The organism is Thermophagus sp. OGC60D27 (genome assembly GCF_052400625.1).
Taxonomy (GTDB): Bacteria; Bacteroidota; Bacteroidia; order Bacteroidales; family Marinilabiliaceae; genus Thermophagus.
In genome coordinates this window covers 162766-179141 of sequence record NZ_JBQTGH010000007.1, presented here as the reverse complement: position 1 = coordinate 179141, position 16376 = coordinate 162766, and the positions used below count along the sequence as shown (strand labels likewise).

Here is a 16376-nt window from a genome sequence, read left to right as displayed (position 1 = left end):
TTCAGACAACTAGCGGATCTTTTTCAGATCCTTGGCCTGAAACGCATCATCCTGAGCTTTTTTCATCATTTGATAATCGAAGTAATAAATTGAAGGTTCACCGGCTCCCACCAATACTTTATAAACTCGTGCTCTGATACGTGTACTTTCGGGGCCCACTTTATGTAAAAAGACAACGTCTTCCCAGTGATCACGGATGGCTTGTGCCACTTCTTCCCGGGTAACAATTTTAAAATCATGAGGATAAATAGCCCTAATCTCAGCCTCGGTATCAATATCTCGGGCCAAATCGTCCTTAACAAGGAAAAGCGTTTTTTGAGCCAGTTCCTCTTTTTTCTTTTTGTTGTAATACTTAAACGGATCGCTTCCGATCAATTCGGGATGGTCCAACATCAATTGAACATGATTTTGCATAAACCTCAAGAAGGCTTCAATCTTATAACTATAATTATCGTCTTCCACCTGGACATAGCTCAACGGAAGGGAACAGAGATCGGGCATATCACGGACGCTTTTTCCCCGTTCGGCCCTGAGCAAACTCAGAAAACGGTACCTGGCTTTTGTGCGGTCTTTGTCAAACGATGCAATGGTAATCATCAAAAAAGAATAATTGGAATTATTCCGATAGGCTTCAAATTCAGCATCATCAATAAATTCGTAAGGAGTCAGCGTCCAGGTGTTTTTCATCACCTTCCGGATAACCAGATTAAAGTCACTCATTGGATTCTTCTCCAACAGCACCAGCGTTTTGCTTTTAGCAAAATTCTGATAATCTTTCAATTCCGGAACATGCTCCTGAGCAAAAGCAATCAGCTGAAATGAAATCAGCACTAACAATAAAGAGAGTCGTTTCATTTTTATTGGTATATAATTAATTTAACTTATTGAATCCAAAAGTTTCGAATGAATCAACCTAGCAACCAACCAAATACAATTAACGAAAAACCGGGCCATGAACAGTTCATTTTAATACTCAATAAAGATTAGATGTTATGCCATTCATCCGCCCTAAATAAACAAAAAATTTCCGATATTTAACCAATCGTTATGGCTACTCCTATTTTAAAAAGTAAAAATTTACACCCTGCTTTTCAGGAGAAATCCTCAACCGACAGAAAAAGACCCAAAAGATGTTTGCACAGTTTTTCAACCAGATAATCAGCCAGTTTATTCCCGACAGAGACGATCAAACAGATATGGAGTCCGGGACCAGGTTACTGTTGACCAATATTACCCATTTTATATTTTTCTTTGCCACCCTCATACAGGGAATCTTTTCCCTTATTAATGAGAATCTGATTCTGGCAGCTTTTCTTCTATTTCTGGTGTTACTGTTTGCTGCCACCTACTTTTTATTCAAAACCCAAAAGGAATTACCCCGACAAATTTCGGTACTCATTTTATTGTCATTGACATTTTTGGGTTTGTTCATCACGGGGGGGAATACAGGATTTGATGGATACTGGTCGGTATTTTTCCCACTGTTGTCATTAACGATTGCGGGAAGAAAAAGGGGGGGATATTGGTCGTTATCCCTTTTAGTAATCCTATTCATCTGTTTTTTCATTCCCGTCAGTCCCTATTCCTGGATAGCGTCCTATACGACAGGCCAAAAAATCTTTTTAACCACCACCTATGTAATTTCTTTTTTTATCGGGTATACGATTCAGTTTATCCGTTCGGAAGTATCGCTGGAAAAAGAACGACAAATTCTGGAGTCCGACAATCAAAACAGGGCCCAGGAAAATTTAATCAACAAATTATCGTATCAGATCAGGACTCCTCTAAATAACATAACCGGCATCCTTGAACTTTTGGAAAGCACCCCGATGGAAGAAAAACAAAAGGACTACCTCAATACCATCCGGGCCTCCGCCAACAATCTGATCGATGCTGTGAACAACCTGGTTTTTTCTTCTCAAACCGTACTCCAGGAGCCGGAAAGAATTATCAATTTTAACCTATATACATTGCTGAATAATACTGTCCGGCTATTCTCGAGAAGTTCAGGCAAGAAAAAGCTCCGGTTCAATCTCATATTAGCGGCAGATATCCCCAACACACTAAGGGGCAATGACATAAAAATAAAACAGATATTATTAAACATTCTCAACAGCATCCTTAATCACAACCACCAAACCAACAGAACAGTTACCATTGAAGTGGAACGGATGGAAGAAATGCCCGGCAAAATAGAATTGTTGTTCAGGGTGCTCTCCAACATGACGATTCCGATCAGTCATTCCGTCCTCTCGGAAGAAGGATTCTTCAACTCTAAAGACATTGACAGGATTAACCATAGCCGCATCATCGATTATTTGGACCTTGGCATAACCTTGAAGATTATCGAATCGGAAGGTAAAACATTTCGTATTCATCCGGAAGGCCATAAAACCATTTTTGAGTTTACCTCCACCTTTTATGATAATTTTGAAGCAATCGGTGAACAGATTCGGATAAAACCCAAGATTTTTTTTAATGAACGAACGCCAAGTCAGAGGAAGGCTCTGCAAGATGCCAATATACTGTTGGCGGAAGATAATTTAAGCAATCAGCAAATCATCCAGCTATACATTAAAAATTCGGTAAAAAGAGTAGATGTGGCATCCAACGGCAAAGAGGTATTGGCCAAATTCGGACGGATGAAATACGACCTTATACTCATGGACATTCAAATGCCTCTAATGGATGGTCTGAAGGCGACCCGAAAAATCCGGGAAATAGAGCAGAGTACCGATTCCCACACACCGATAATTGCTGTAACAGCCAATGCCTTTCAGGAAGACAAGGAACGTTGTCTGGCATCCGGCATGGACGATTTTATCTGCAAACCGTTCCAACCGGAAGATCTGTTAAAAATGATAGAACGACACCTATAGGTATCATTTGAGCCCCCAAAAGAATTATTCCGTTTCCCCGGCAATAAAACCTTCCAGAGGCATAAATCCCAGGACCAGCATATCATCGATCTGTTCATTTTCTCCATTCATCCATTCCTCTACTTTTTGGTGTAAGATGGATTTTTGCTCCGAAAAAGGCAGTTGATGGTGGTTGAGCAGAAGCAATCGGAATCTTCTGTATTTAAACTTTTTACGATTGGGACCACCAAACTGATCGGGTAAACCATCCGAAAAAAGATAAATAACATCCTCTTGTTTTAATGGTAACTCCTTCTCCGTAAACACCGGCAATTCATCATCCTTCAGATAACCAACGGGGAAGCGGTCGCCTTTATAACTATGAAGTTCGTTGTCTCGTATTAAGTAAAAACCGTTATAAGCCCCGGAAAAAGTCAGCTTTTTCTCCTTTCGATCAATAACCAGGAGCGACAGATCCATGCCATCTTTAACATTTCCGTCGGTGAGCGAAGGAGGGTCGTGATGAAGGGTCCGGATAAGCTCCCCATTCATGATCTCCAAAATTCTGGATGGCGATTCTACCCCCTGAAATTCCACGACATTTTTCAGTAAATCCATCCCTATAATCGACATAAAAGCACCGGGAACGCCATGGCCGGTACAATCGACGGCGGCCACAAAGACTTTATCTCCTTTCTCAAAGAACCAAAAGAAATCACCGCTCACGATATCCTTTGCTCTCAAGTAGACAAACGACTTGGGGAAAACTTTTGAAAAAGCATGTTCAGAAGGCAGCATGGCCCGCTGAATTCGTCGGGCATAATTAATACTGTCGGTTAAACTCAGATTTATCCGTGTAAGCACTTTCCGCTGATCTTCAATCTGCTTTTTATTGACGGTTTTTTCCTGCAGCTCTCGATTCATTTTTCGGTAATGCCGAATTCGATAACTAATGAAGATATGAATGACAAAAATTATCACCAAAAAATAGAATGCAAAAGCATAATTGGACATCCAAAGGGGCGGTTTTATGCTGATCTGTAACACCAGAGGGTCATTGTTCCAAGTAAAATCATTGTTGGAAGCGATCACTTTCAGGGTATAATCTCCCGGCAACAAATTGGAAAAAGAAACTCTGTTTTCAAAGGTTACCGGCCGCCACCCCGAATCATATCCTTCAAGAAAAACCTTATAACGGTTTTTTGAGGGGTGGGTAAACTCAAGTCCGGAAAATTCAACTTCTATATCGGTAAATGGCTTGTAACGAAGTTCCAGAAGTTTCCGGTTTGTCCAAAGATTAGTTTTTTTATTTCCTTTTTCGGTAACGGAAATCCGGGTAAATGCCGGTGTCGGTTTGGTCAGGTTGTAACTCAGTGAGTCGGGATGGAACCAGCATAAGCCATCTGCACTACCAAAGAATAGTGTTCCCTCTTTGTTTCTATAGACGCTGTTGTTGTTGAATACATAATCAGGCAACCCATCACGAACGTCAAAGTTAAAGGTTGTTCCGTCGGGATTGAGACAGGCAATCCCTTTGTTGGTAGCCACCCAAATCCGGTTGGTATGATCGGCAACCACCGCCTTAATCACGTCATTGCTCAGGTCGGCATATCCCGGCACCATTTGTGGCCTTGCATTCGGGGCATCCAATTCCCATAGTCCCGACCGGGTTCCGATCAATATTTTTCCCTGATAAGAGAGATTAATGGATAGAACCGATGTTCTCAACTTGTTTCCGTTCATCCCACGAAAATCAACTCTCCTAAATTGCTTGGATTCATGATCCAGATAGTTCAGCCCTTCCGAAGTTCCGATCCACAAATTGCCTCGTTCATCGAGACAAAGCGCATGAATATGATCACTTAGCAGACCGTTTGACTCTCTATTATCTGAAAAATAGCTAAATACATTTTGACCATCGATCCGATATAAACCAAACCGGGTACCAACCCAAAGATTACCATCCAAATCGTTTTGAAGGGCATAGATGTGATTTGTTTTCAACAGATTTTCAATGCCAAATTCCAAGTGGTTATCAAAGGCCACAAACTGGTCGGACAGCCCCTCATAAAAAAACAGGCCGCTGTTGGTTCCCGCCCATAGTTTTCCGGACTTATCTTCGTACAACACATAGACCCCCAAAGAACCATCTTCACGTTCATTCCTTCCGGGCACCTTATATTTTTTTGCTCGATTGGTTTTAGGAAAGAATCGGTAAATCCCTGCATCCGGAGTCCCAAACCAAAGACTTCCGTCTTCATGCTGGCAGACGCTCTGAAAATTGAAGGAATTCAATTCGTCCTGAACCACGGAATTCGAAAAAGGAAAAGTATGAAATTTAGCTGGAGAAAGATCAATCTTATAAAGCCCATTAAACAAAGTTCCAACCCAAAAAATGCCCGACCTGTCTTGAAAAATGGAAGTAATATGCTTCGTAATCTTGCGTCCTTGGGGGTCCGGGAACTCGAGCTCTTTCCCTGAAACTGCATCAACGATTTTCAAACCTCGACTTGTACCGGCAAAAAGAGTTCCGTTATTTCCATTCACAAGTTTTTGAACCGTAAAGTCTCGATTGTCAAAAAAGGAGAATTGAGCATCAAACTCCAGCTTTTCCCCAATCGTCATTAATTCCAATCCGGTAGAGGATGCAACCAGGTATTTTTGATAGGTCAGAGGTAAAATGTCGTAAATAGTACTCCTACAGGAAAATCCGTCATCAGAGCGCTCAGTAAATCTGGTAAATATTTTACTGGCAATATTGAACCGATTCAAACCATCTTTTGTCCCGACCAAAATTAAGGAGTCCGACTCCTGGATAATGGGATATCTGGATGATTCGGATAAATTAAACACATTGCTAAAATGGCCGTAATTCTCAAAACCGGCCGAATCCCCCTTAAATAAAGAAAGATAAGAAAGCGTCTTTACCCATAAACGCCCCTGATTATCGATCAATAATCCGAAAACTCCATTTTCGGGCAGGGAATTGGAAGAATCCGGATGGGCTAAAAAAGTTGAAAACTTACCGGAGGCATAATCCAACTTATTGAGTCCATTATTTTTAGTTCCGATCCACAAATTTTGTTTTTTATCCTGTGTTATGGCTAAAATATGGTTGCCTGAGATGGAATTTTCATCGGAAGGATTATGTCTGAAAGTCACAAATTCATATCCGTCATACCTGTTTAGTCCGTCTTCGGTTCCAATCCATAAAAAGCCAAAGGAATCCTGAAAAATAACTGTAATCGAGTTACTGGACAAACCATCTTTGATGGAAAAATTAGGCACGTCATCTCCCGTCTTGGCAACGGCAAATTCAATATGCAGGGGAAGAAGGAGTAGAGTCAGGTATATAAAATATTTTTTCACTTCGCCATAATAATAATCGTTACCCAGAAGCCTATGCACTCCGGGACGCGGAATTTACGAATAAAAAAAACAGGTTCGACAAAAATTAACCATTGCTTTTACGAAAATAAAAAAAAGCTGACAAAAGGAATATTATTTCAATAAAAAACCGGGGATGCAATACAAAACGCATCTCCGGCTCACAATAAAAAAGCGAATTGAGTAACTTAATATCACTCTTTATATCCTACTTTGTCAATAAACCAATCCAAAGTTTGAGATTTAGGTCGCTCAATAGGCAGGCCATACAATCGGTCCCAAATAAGTTGAGTCAGTACCCCTAGTGCTCTGGAAACACCAAAAAGCATGGTATATACCGGGTACTCCGTAATGCCATAACTAGACAGCAAACTACCGGAAATTGCATCCACATTGGGCCAGGGGTTTTTCACTTTCCCTGTTTGTACCAGTAGATCGGGAACTACTTCATACACTTTTTTAACCAGCTGAATTAATGGTGCTTCAGGAATATATTTATTGGCAAAATCCAATTGAACGGTAAACCTGGGGTCGGTTTTGCGCAAAACTGCATGACCATAGCCTGGAATAACATTACCGGCGCTCAGGGTTTTTTGCGCATACGCTCTGACTTGTTCGGTTGAGGGAGCATCGGTTCCCAACTCATCGATCATTCGCTCGAGCCAGTGCATCACATTTTGGTTGGCCATACCGTGCAGTGGCCCTGCCAAGCCATTCATCCCTGCCGAAAAGCTATAATAGGGATTAGATAAAGCCGACCCAACCAGATGGGTGGTATGGGCAGATACATTGCCGCCTTCATGGTCGGCATGAATAACCATATATAAGCGCATCAGCCTTTTTACTTCCTCGCTGTCAAACCCCATCATATGAGCCAGATTCCCGGACCAATCCAGTGAAGGATCCGGATCAATATATTTCTCATTATGGAAGACCCGACGATAAATATAGGCAGCAATAACCGGTAATCGACTGATAAGATCCATCACCCCCTCATACATCGGATCCCAATACTCCTTTTTATCCAATCCGGAAAGATAAGCACGCCGGAAATGGGACTCTGTACTCATAGCCAAAATAGCGGCATTAAACTGAATCATTGGATGCGCACTTTTGGGAAGCGCGTCAATGACATCAAAAACATGATGAGGGATATTTTGTGCTCTTTTGGCCCACGCTTCACTAATAAACTTAACATCCTCATGGGAAGGAAGCTCACCAATCAGCATCAAATAAAAAAGTCCTTCAGGTAAAGGTTCACCATCTTCTTTAATTTTGGGAAGTTTTTCCCGCAATTCGGGAATGGAATACCCTCTAAAACGAATTCCCTCCTCAGGATCAAGCTTGGAGGTACAGGTCAGTAAAGAAACGACCCCTCTCATCCCTGCAAACACCTGATCAAGAGTTACCTCCTGAATAACTTTATTCCCGTAATCCTTCTGAATTTTTTTAACCAATTCGGCCTGAGGCCTGCCTATGGAGATAAGCTTTTCCTTAATATAATCCATACTTAAAAAATTATTATTAGCAATTGGTTTTATCCGATATAAAATAAGAAGAAGTCAAAACCTGATAATTAAACAACAAATAATTAAAATTGTTCTATACTTCAAATAATACAAAAAGCCGGACAAGAAAAACATCTTGTCCGGCTTTAATTCTTTTGGAAGCAAGTTCCAAAATAGTTTTACGCCAAATTATGTGTTATAAAAACGCAAAATCTATTTTTTCAGAACTTTTTGATATCCATAAACCGCATTATCTCCCAGTTCTTCTTCAATACGAAGCAACTGGTTGTATTTGGCCATACGGTCGGAGCGGCTCAAAGAACCGGTCTTGATTTGACCACTATTGGTAGCCACAGCAATATCGGCAATCGTTGCATCCTCGGTTTCACCGGAACGGTGAGAGGTTACGCTGGTATAGCCTGCTCTGTGGGCCATTTCAATAGCATTCAATGTTTCGGTCAGCGTACCAATCTGATTTACTTTAATCAAGATGGAGTTGGCGGCACCCAGCTCAATTCCTTTCTTAAGATACTCAACGTTGGTAACAAACAGGTCGTCGCCGACAAGCTGACATTTACTTCCAATTTTGTTGTTCAGGTTAACCCAACCATCCCAGTCACCTTCATCGCATCCGTCTTCGATAGAATCGATGGGATATTTTTCAATCAATTCGGCAAGATAGTCGGCCTGTTCAGCGGAGGTACGTTTAGCACCGTTGGCCCCTTCAAACTTGGAATAGTCATAAATTCCGTCTTTATAAAACTCGGACGAAGCGCAGTCCAGAGCAATGGATACCTGACCGCCTTCTTCCAAACGGCCAGCTTTATATCCTGCATTTTCGATGGCTTTAATGATGCAGTTCAAAGCATCTTCGGTTCCGTCCAGTTCAGGGGCAAAACCACCTTCATCACCAACCGCAGTACTGAGCCCTCTTTCTTTCAATACTTTTTTCAACGAATGGAAAACTTCAGCTCCCATACGTAATCCTTCACGGAAACTTTTTGCGCCAACGGGACGGATCATAAATTCCTGAAAAGCAATAGGAGCATCAGAGTGAGAACCACCATTGATAATGTTCATCATGGGAACCGGAAGAGTAACTGCGTTGGTTCCACCAATATACCTGTAGAGAGGCAAATCGAGATATTCGGCAGCAGCCTTAGCCGTTGCCAAAGAAACCCCTAAAATGGCATTGGCACCCAGTTTGCTTTTGGTTTTGGTACCATCCATTTCCAACATTTTTGAATCAACACCGACCTGATCCAGAGCACTCATCCCAACCAAAGCGGGCGCTATTACTGTATTAACATTTTCAACAGCTTTAAGAACACCTTTCCCTAAGTAGCGATTCTTATCTCCGTCGCGTAATTCAAGAGCTTCATTTTCGCCAGTAGAAGCTCCGGACGGAACAGCTGCCCGACCAATAATTCCACAATCAAGAGTAACCTCAACTTCTACGGTAGGATTTCCCCGTGAGTCAAGGATTTCGCGGGCATGAACATTTGCAATTTGTCCCATAACTTTTTTAATTTATATCAGTTAATTAATAAACGTTGGTGTTCGGAATTTTCCGGCACTCAAATATCAAAACATAACAGCAATTTGTCAAAAAAAAAGGATAAAGCTAATACCCTTTATCCCTTTTTAAAGATTTTTTAATCTATTAAAGATCAAATCTATTCTTCTTTTTTGCTTTCCTCTCCCTCCGGTTTCTGATCCACCTGATTTTCTGCAGCTTCATTTTCTACTTTATCGGCAGCATCATCTGCAGGGGCAGCGGTCTCCTCAGAAACAGTTTCAACAGCCGTAGCCGTGGCTTTAGAGGCGGTTGACTTTTTACCACGTCGGCTTCTTCTGGTTCGTTTTTTATCTCCTTCGTCCGATTTAGCAGTCAACATATTTTCATTATAGTCGACCAACTCGATATAGCAAATTTCCGCGGCATCCCCCTGGCGATTACCAAGCTTCAGAATACGGGTATATCCTCCCGGACGATTGGCAATTTTTTCAGATACACCACGAAACAATTCGGTCACAGCCTCTTTGTTTTGAAGATGACGAAAAACAACCCGACGGGAATGAGTACTATCCGTCTTAGATCTATTGATAAGAGGCTCCACATACATACGCAGGGCTTTGGCCTTAGCTACGGTGGTCTTAATTCTCTTATGCATAATCAGAGAACAGGCCATATTAGCAAGCATAGCCTTACGGTGAGAACTGGTGCGGCTTAAGTGATTAAATTTCTTTCTATGTCTCATTGCGATTATTCCTTGTCTAATTTATACTTCGAAATATCCATGCCGAAAGTCAGACCCATATTTTCCAGTAGATCATCCAGCTCGGTAAGTGATTTTTTTCCAAAATTACGGAACTTAAGAAGATCGTTCCGGTTGTATTGAACCAACTCTCCAAGCGTCTCTACATCCGCAGCCTTAAGACAATTAAGGGCACGAACGGAAAGATCAAGATCCACTAGTTTGGTTTTTAACATCTGACGCATATGGAGTACCTCTTCATCAAATTCATCTCCACTCGCTTTTTCTTCAGACTCAAGAGTAATTTTCTCGTCTGAAAAGAGCATGAAGTGATGAATTAAAATCTTGGAAGCCTCTTTCAATGCATCTTTGGGATGAATTGAACCGTCAGTCTGAATTTCCAGGATCAATTTCTCATAGTCGGTTTTTTGCTCTACCCGAAAGTTTTCGATTTCGTATTTCACATTACGAATGGGTGTGAAGATAGAATCTATGGCAATAGTACCCAGCTCCTGATCGCTACTTTGATTTTCGCTGGCAGGTACATATCCCCTTCCTTTTCCAATGGTAAGCGTCATTTGGATTTTAACGTCCGAATCCATATGAGCGATTTCCAGTTCGGGATTAAGTACCTTAAAGCCATTAAGAAACTGATCAAAATCACCAGCAGTTAAAACTTCTTTTCCGGTAAGATCTACCGTCAATTTTTCCTGGTCATGATCCTCTGTGGTCTGCTTAAACCTAACCTGTTTAAGATTCAGGATGATTTCGGTCACATCTTCAACAACACCTGTAATGTTGGAAAATTCGTGATCAACACCCTCAATTTTAACAGTTGTAATGGCATATCCTTCAAGCGAGGACAACAGAATTCTTCTTAAGGCATTTCCAATAGTAATACCATATCCGGGCTCAAGAGGACGAAATTCAAAACGACCGAATTGATCGTCAGCCTCGAGCATGATGACTTTGTCAGGTTTTTGGAACGCTAATATTGCCATAAGAATAAATTATTTAGAGTACAATTCAACGATCAACTGTTCTTTAATATTTTCGGGTATTTCGGACCTTTCAGGTACATTAAGAAATTTACCCTGCATACTATTTTGGTCCCATTCCAGCCAGGAATATTTTTGAACACTAGAATTACTCAAAGAGGTACTAATCACTTCGAGCGATTTGGATTTTTCACGCACTCCAATAACCTGATCGGGCCTTAGGGTATAGGATGGAATATTCACAATACTACCATCAACGGTAATGTGACGGTGTAATACCAACTGACGAGCAGCAGCCCTGGTTGGAGCAATACCTAAACGATAAACAACATTGTCAAGTCTGGATTCCAGCAATCCAAGCAATACTTCACCAGTAATACCTTTTTTACTGTCAGCTTTCTTAAACAAATTACGAAATTGTTTTTCCAGCAAACCGTAGGTATATTTTGCTTTTTGCTTTTCTTTTAACTGAACCCCATATTCACTGGTTTTCCGACGACGGGAATTACCATGCTGACCGGGAGGATAATTTTTCCTTTCGAAATATTTATCCGGACCGTAAATGGATTCTCCAAATTTACGGGCAATTTTGGTTTTTGGACCAATATATCTAGCCATTCTACTAAATTTTTGATTTTAAATTTTTGATTTTAAATGATGAATATGACAGCCGCAAGATTATAGAGAGGAGGTTACAAATATAACCCACCATGATTCAAAACTCAAAATCAAAAATTCATGGTTAACAACTAGTTAAAACAATTATACTCTTCTTCTTTTGGGTGGGCGACAACCGTTATGCGGAAGTGGTGTAACATCTACGATTTCATTAACATCAATACCACTTGAATGAATCGCACGGATAGCAGATTCACGTCCGTTTCCGGGACCTTTGACAAATACCTTCACTTTTCTCAATCCCAAGTCATGAGCAACTTTCGCACATTCACTGGCTGCTACCTGGGCGGCATAAGGGGTATTTTTCTTAGAACCGCGGAATCCCATTTTCCCGGCACTGGACCAGGAGATCACCTGACCATTGTTATTGGTCATCGAAATGATGATATTATTGAAAGAAGAATGTATATGTGCCTGGCCAATAGCCTCCACTTTAACAATCTTTTTCCTTTGACTTCCCGACTTTTTTGCCATAATTCACTCAATTATTTCTTTTTATTAGCAACAGTTTTCTTTTTGCCTTTTCTGGTACGGGCATTATTTTTAGTGGATTGCCCATTCACCGGCAGACCGATACGATGACGAATGCCACGATAGCATCCAATGTCCATTAACCGCTTAATATTAAGCTGAACTTGTGCTTTTAGTTCACCCTCAGTGGTGTAATTGGAACTAATAATCTCACGAATCTTAGTAATGTGCTCATCATTCCAATCCTTAACCTTCATATTTCGGTCAATACCGGCCTGATCCAGAATTTTAATAGCACTACTCCGACCAATACCATAAATGTAGGTCAGAGCAATTTCTCCTCTTTTATTTGTAGGAATATCTACTCCTCCAATTCTTGCCATATTCTAAATTTTTATCCTTGACGTTGTTTAAACTTCGGGTTCTTTTTATTGATAACATACAAGCGACCTTTGCGCCGAACAATTTTACAGTCGGTACTTCGCTTTTTTATAGATGTTTTGACTTTCATACTCTTAAAATTTTCTTATTTGTGATTAAAACATTTGCACCAACCGTAGCCAGGCAAATTATCAAAGTTAACATTTATTTATATCTGTAACTAATTCTACCTTTCGTTAGATCGTAGGGAGACATTTCCACTTTCACCCTGTCTCCAGGCAAAATTTTGATATAATGCATACGCATCTTACCAGATATGTGGGCAGTGATAACATGCCCGTTTTCCAATTCCACGCGAAACATGGCGTTGGAGAGTGCCTCGATTATTGTACCGTCTTGTTCGATTGAAGCTTGTTTGGCCATAATCTATGTATCGTTTTATTTTTCAGACTGCAAATGTAATACTTCTTCCACAAATTTAAAACTGGACAATATATCAGCTTCATTTTTTCCTACAGCAACAGTATGTTCAAAATGAGCCGAAACCTTTCGATCACGGGTACGTATGGTCCAGCCATCCGCCTCTTGAACGATATATCGTTTGCCCAAATTAATCATTGGTTCAATGGCAATGACCATCCCTTCTTTCAGTTTAACTCCGTTACCTCTTCGACCATAGTTAGGCACTTCCGGTGCTTCATGTAAATTTTTTCCAACGCCGTGACCAACCATTTCTCTTACCACTGAAAAGCCGTATTGTTCCACGTAGGATTGAACGGCGAAACCGATATCTCCAATTCTTTTCCCCTCTACTGCTTGTTCAATACCTTTATACAAAGATTTTTTGGTTACATCCAGTAATTCTTTAACCTCTGAATCTACTTCTCCGACACAAAAGGTATAGGCAGAATCACCATAGTAACCATTGAGTAAAACTCCGCAATCCACAGAAATAACATCCCCCTCTTTCAAGGGCTTATTATTGGGAATTCCATGCACCACCTGATCATTCACTGAAGTACATAGTGAATTGGGAAATCCCTGATAATTGAGGAATGCCGGAACGGCCCCATGATCTCTTATGAATTCTTCAGCAATTTTATCCAGCTTCAAAGTAGTAATACCTGGTTCGATCCATTTGGCTAATTCACCCTGGGTTTTACCCACCAGCATATTACTCTCACGAAGTAACTCAATTTCTTCTTTGGTTTTTAAATAAATCATTCTATTATAACCACTCCCTTCATTAATACATCGAAGCGCCTCCTCCGGTGCGGCCTTTTATTCGGCCTGATTTCATTAAACCATCATAATGCCTCATCAGCAAATGACTTTCTATCTGTTGCAAGGTATCCAAAACCACACCTACTAAGATCAACAAAGAGGTTCCTCCGTAAAAATGCGCGAAAGATTGGTCAACACCGGCAATCATGGCAAAAGCAGGCAGAATAGCAACAATGGCAAGAAAGATGGAACCGGGTAAAGTAATTTTAGACATTACAGAGTCAAGAAATTCCATAGTTTTCTTTCCAGGTTTAACCCCGGGAATAAAGCCACCATTCCGCTTCATATCTTCAGCCATTTGCTGAGGATTAACGGTAATAGCCGTATAAAAATAGGTAAACAGTATGATTAACAATGCAAAAGTAAAGTTATACCAAAAGCCTGTATAGTTGGCAAACGTAGCAGCAAAACCGGTGGCGGTATCACTTTCCGAAAATCCTGCAAGGGTAATTGGTATAAACATGATAGCCTGTGCAAAAATAATAGGCATCACACCAGCAGCATTAACTTTAAGGGGAATATATTGTCTTACCCCTCCATATTGTTTGTTCCCAACAATGCGTTTGGCATATTGAACCGGAACTCTCCGAGTGCCCTGAACCAAAAGAATGGTACCTGCAAAAACAAAGAACAAAACCACAAGTTCAATAAGTAACATCACCAATCCACCACCTTCTTCCAAGCGAGAAACAAATTCTGCAATAATAGCAAATGGCAGACGAGCAATAATACCAATCATAATAATCAATGAAATACCATTTCCAATACCTTTATCGGTTATTCGTTCACCAAGCCACATCACAAACATGGAACCCGCAGTAAGAATTATGGTGGATGTTAAAGTAAAGCTCCATCCCCTAGCGGCAAACGCTGTTTCGGGCAACTGAGCGTGAAGATTAGCAATATAACCAGGGGCCTGAAACAATAATATAACCACTGTAAGATACCGTGTAATCTGATTGATTCTCCGACGACCACTCTCTCCCTCTCTTTGCAGCCGTTGGAAATAAGGAATTGCAATCCCTAACAGCTGAACAACAATAGAGGCAGAAATATAAGGCATTATTCCTAACGCAAAAATGGAGGCATTGGAAAATGCACCACCGGAAAACATATTTAATAATCCCAGAACGCCACTACTGGTTTGTGCATCAAGATTGGCTAATTGATCTGGATCAATACCCGGAATAACAACGTACGACCCCAAACGGTAAATGAGAATAAAACCAATGGTAGTCAAAATACGGGTTTTAAGGTCCTCTATTTTCCAGATATTTCGAATGGTTTCTATAAGCTTCATGAGTATTATTTTCTATATTGACAGACAAACAACAGCCCTCACATAGAAAGCGAGGGCCGGTCATTGCCTATAATTGTTCAGTAGTTCCCTGAGCTGCTTCAATAATTTCTTTGGCCTTTTTAGAAAAAGCATGAGCTTTAACATTCAATTTTGCCTTAAGCTCACCCTCGCCCAAAATTTTAACCAGATCTCGTTTTCCAACAAGACCGGCATTATAAAGAACTTCAGGAGTAATATCCGTAACATTCAATTTCTCAAAAAGAGATTGCAACGTACGAACATTGATAGATTTATACTCTTTTCGGTTAATATTCTTAAAACCGAATTTAGGAACTCTTCTCTGCAAAGGCATCTGCCCACCTTCAAAACCTATTTTTCTGGCATATCCCGAACGTGATTTGGCGCCTTTATGACCACGAGTAGAAGTACCTCCTAATCCTGATCCGGGACCCCGTCCAAGACGTCTTCCCTTATGCGTCGAGCCTTCAGCAGGTTTAAGATTATGTAATTGCATGATTTATATCAATAAAACGTTAAAACCTAAATTATTTTTCAACACTCACAAGGTGTTTCACTTTTTCAATCATTCCGAGAATATTGGGGGTATCCTCATGTTCCACGGTACTATTGAGTTTCTTCAGACCAAGTGCATCTAAAGTGCGTTTTTGTTTAAAATTACACTTAATGCGACTTTTAACCTGGGTCACTTTTATTTTAGCCATTTTTAAGAATTTTATCCGTTAAAAACTTTATCCAGGGTTACACCACGCTGTTGGGCAATGGTATGCGCATCACGCATTTGACAAAGCGCCTTAATAGTTGCTTTAACAAGGTTATGCGGATTGGCTGAACCCTTAGACTTAGCCAACACATCAGTAACTCCGGCACTTTCCAAGACAGCACGCATAGCACCTCCGGCCACCAGCCCGGTACCTTGCGATGCAGGTTTCATGAAAATACGGGCACCGCCAAATTTGGTCACTTGTTCATGGGGTATCGTTCCGTTAAGAATGGGTACACGAACCAGATTTTTCTTGGCAGCCTCAACACCTTTAGCGATTGCGCTGGTCACTTCATTGGCTTTGCCGAGTCCCCACCCCACAACACCTTTTTCGTCACCTACAACCACAATTGCGGAAAAGCTGAATGTACGGCCCCCCTTTGTTACTTTGGTAACACGATTAATGGCTACCAGGCGGTCTTTAAGTTCAATATCGTTATTGTTTCTAACTTTTTTTATATTTCCAGCCATA

The 16376-nt window shown here is 40.8% G+C and carries 17 protein-coding genes; 1 reads left to right on the top strand and 16 read right to left on the bottom strand.

The genetic code is table 11. The annotated features are described in order from the left end of the window. Positions 1-9: 9 nt before the first annotated feature. On the bottom strand, positions 10-855 hold the full coding sequence (locus ACT29H_RS10430; protein ID WP_444821571.1) for a hypothetical protein: 846 nt from the start codon (positions 853-855) through the stop codon (positions 10-12). A gap of 275 nt (positions 856-1130) precedes the next feature. Between ACT29H_RS10430 and ACT29H_RS10425 the strand changes: the two genes are divergently transcribed. Further along, a complete protein-coding gene (locus ACT29H_RS10425; RefSeq protein WP_444821570.1) occupies positions 1131-2879 on the top strand; it encodes a response regulator in 1749 nt (582 codons plus the stop codon). Positions 2880-2903: 24 nt separating this feature from the next. On the opposite strand, the gene ACT29H_RS10420 is transcribed toward ACT29H_RS10425, so the two are convergent. The 15 genes from ACT29H_RS10420 to rpsE form a co-directional block, all read right to left on the bottom strand. Further along, the gene (locus ACT29H_RS10420) at positions 2904-6266 is read right to left on the bottom strand and encodes a ligand-binding sensor domain-containing protein (RefSeq protein WP_444821569.1); all 3363 of its coding nucleotides are present in this window, start codon (positions 6264-6266) and stop codon (positions 2904-2906) included. Between the two features lie 173 nt (positions 6267-6439). Continuing rightward, a complete protein-coding gene (locus ACT29H_RS10415) occupies positions 6440-7753 on the bottom strand; it encodes a citrate (Si)-synthase (protein ID WP_444821568.1) in 1314 nt (437 codons plus the stop codon). Positions 7754-7966: 213 nt separating this feature from the next. Next, a complete protein-coding gene (eno, locus tag ACT29H_RS10410; RefSeq protein WP_444821567.1) occupies positions 7967-9271 on the bottom strand; it encodes a phosphopyruvate hydratase in 1305 nt (434 codons plus the stop codon). Positions 9272-9429: 158 nt separating this feature from the next. Next, the gene (gene rplQ / locus ACT29H_RS10405) at positions 9430-10014 is read right to left on the bottom strand and encodes a 50S ribosomal protein L17 (protein ID WP_444821566.1); all 585 of its coding nucleotides are present in this window, start codon (positions 10012-10014) and stop codon (positions 9430-9432) included. Positions 10015-10019: 5 nt separating this feature from the next. Next, positions 10020-11012 (bottom strand): DNA-directed RNA polymerase subunit alpha, encoded by a 993-nt coding sequence (locus tag ACT29H_RS10400; RefSeq protein WP_444821565.1) that lies wholly within the window; start codon positions 11010-11012, stop codon positions 10020-10022. A gap of 9 nt (positions 11013-11021) precedes the next feature. Beyond that, positions 11022-11627, bottom strand: coding sequence for a 30S ribosomal protein S4 (gene rpsD, locus ACT29H_RS10395; RefSeq protein WP_444821564.1), 606 nt, complete (start codon positions 11625-11627; stop codon positions 11022-11024). A 144-nt stretch (positions 11628-11771) separates the two neighbouring features. Then, positions 11772-12161 carry a 30S ribosomal protein S11 gene (gene rpsK, locus ACT29H_RS10390; protein ID WP_444821563.1) on the bottom strand — a complete coding sequence of 130 codons (390 nt, stop codon included), beginning with the start codon at positions 12159-12161 and terminating at the stop codon, positions 11772-11774. A gap of 11 nt (positions 12162-12172) precedes the next feature. Further along, the gene (gene rpsM, locus ACT29H_RS10385; RefSeq protein ID WP_444821562.1) at positions 12173-12541 is read right to left on the bottom strand and encodes a 30S ribosomal protein S13; all 369 of its coding nucleotides are present in this window, start codon (positions 12539-12541) and stop codon (positions 12173-12175) included. A gap of 11 nt (positions 12542-12552) precedes the next feature. Next, a complete protein-coding gene (gene ykgO, locus ACT29H_RS10380; protein WP_444821561.1) occupies positions 12553-12669 on the bottom strand; it encodes a type B 50S ribosomal protein L36 in 117 nt (38 codons plus the stop codon). Positions 12670-12743: 74 nt separating this feature from the next. Beyond that, on the bottom strand, positions 12744-12962 hold the full coding sequence (gene infA / locus ACT29H_RS10375; RefSeq protein WP_010663197.1) for a translation initiation factor IF-1: 219 nt from the start codon (positions 12960-12962) through the stop codon (positions 12744-12746). Positions 12963-12977: 15 nt separating this feature from the next. Further along, on the bottom strand, positions 12978-13763 hold the full coding sequence (gene map / locus ACT29H_RS10370; protein ID WP_444821560.1) for a type I methionyl aminopeptidase: 786 nt from the start codon (positions 13761-13763) through the stop codon (positions 12978-12980). Positions 13764-13785: 22 nt separating this feature from the next. Then, positions 13786-15123, bottom strand: coding sequence for a preprotein translocase subunit SecY (secY, locus tag ACT29H_RS10365; protein ID WP_444821559.1), 1338 nt, complete (start codon positions 15121-15123; stop codon positions 13786-13788). A 67-nt stretch (positions 15124-15190) separates the two neighbouring features. After that, a complete protein-coding gene (gene rplO / locus ACT29H_RS10360; RefSeq protein ID WP_444821558.1) occupies positions 15191-15637 on the bottom strand; it encodes a 50S ribosomal protein L15 in 447 nt (148 codons plus the stop codon). Between the two features lie 31 nt (positions 15638-15668). Further along, positions 15669-15845 (bottom strand): 50S ribosomal protein L30, encoded by a 177-nt coding sequence (gene rpmD / locus ACT29H_RS10355; RefSeq protein ID WP_444821557.1) that lies wholly within the window; start codon positions 15843-15845, stop codon positions 15669-15671. An 11-nt stretch (positions 15846-15856) separates the two neighbouring features. Then, positions 15857-16375: a 30S ribosomal protein S5 gene (gene rpsE / locus ACT29H_RS10350; protein ID WP_444821556.1), complete on the bottom strand. Its 519-nt coding sequence runs from the start codon at positions 16373-16375 to the stop codon at positions 15857-15859. Position 16376 lies beyond the last annotated feature (1 nt).

Excerpts from the sequence above, each read along its gene's own strand:
- rpmD (WP_444821557.1), bottom strand. The coding sequence starts at position 15,845 with ATGGCTAAAATAAAAGTGACCCAGGTTAAAAGTCGCATTAAGTGTAAT.
- infA (WP_010663197.1), bottom strand. The coding sequence starts at position 12,962 with ATGGCCAAACAAGCTTCAATCGAACAAGACGGTACAATAATCGAGGCA.
- ACT29H_RS10430 (WP_444821571.1), bottom strand. The coding sequence starts at position 855 with ATGAAACGACTCTCTTTATTGTTAGTGCTGATTTCATTTCAGCTGATT.
- rplO (WP_444821558.1), bottom strand. The coding sequence starts at position 15,637 with ATGCAATTACATAATCTTAAACCTGCTGAAGGCTCGACGCATAAGGGA.
- ACT29H_RS10400 (WP_444821565.1), bottom strand. The coding sequence starts at position 11,012 with ATGGCAATATTAGCGTTCCAAAAACCTGACAAAGTCATCATGCTCGAG.
- rpsK (WP_444821563.1), bottom strand. The coding sequence starts at position 12,161 with ATGGCAAAAAAGTCGGGAAGTCAAAGGAAAAAGATTGTTAAAGTGGAG.
- ykgO (WP_444821561.1), bottom strand. The coding sequence starts at position 12,669 with ATGAAAGTCAAAACATCTATAAAAAAGCGAAGTACCGACTGTAAAATT.
- map (WP_444821560.1), bottom strand. The coding sequence starts at position 13,763 with ATGATTTATTTAAAAACCAAAGAAGAAATTGAGTTACTTCGTGAGAGT.
- rplQ (WP_444821566.1), bottom strand. The coding sequence starts at position 10,014 with ATGAGACATAGAAAGAAATTTAATCACTTAAGCCGCACCAGTTCTCAC.
- rpsM (WP_444821562.1), bottom strand. The coding sequence starts at position 12,541 with ATGGCAAGAATTGGAGGAGTAGATATTCCTACAAATAAAAGAGGAGAA.
- ACT29H_RS10425 (WP_444821570.1), top strand. The coding sequence starts at position 1,131 with ATGTTTGCACAGTTTTTCAACCAGATAATCAGCCAGTTTATTCCCGAC.
- eno (WP_444821567.1), bottom strand. The coding sequence starts at position 9,271 with ATGGGACAAATTGCAAATGTTCATGCCCGCGAAATCCTTGACTCACGG.
- secY (WP_444821559.1), bottom strand. The coding sequence starts at position 15,123 with ATGAAGCTTATAGAAACCATTCGAAATATCTGGAAAATAGAGGACCTT.
- rpsE (WP_444821556.1), bottom strand. The coding sequence starts at position 16,375 with ATGGCTGGAAATATAAAAAAAGTTAGAAACAATAACGATATTGAACTT.
- rpsD (WP_444821564.1), bottom strand. The coding sequence starts at position 11,627 with ATGGCTAGATATATTGGTCCAAAAACCAAAATTGCCCGTAAATTTGGA.
- ACT29H_RS10415 (WP_444821568.1), bottom strand. The coding sequence starts at position 7,753 with ATGGATTATATTAAGGAAAAGCTTATCTCCATAGGCAGGCCTCAGGCC.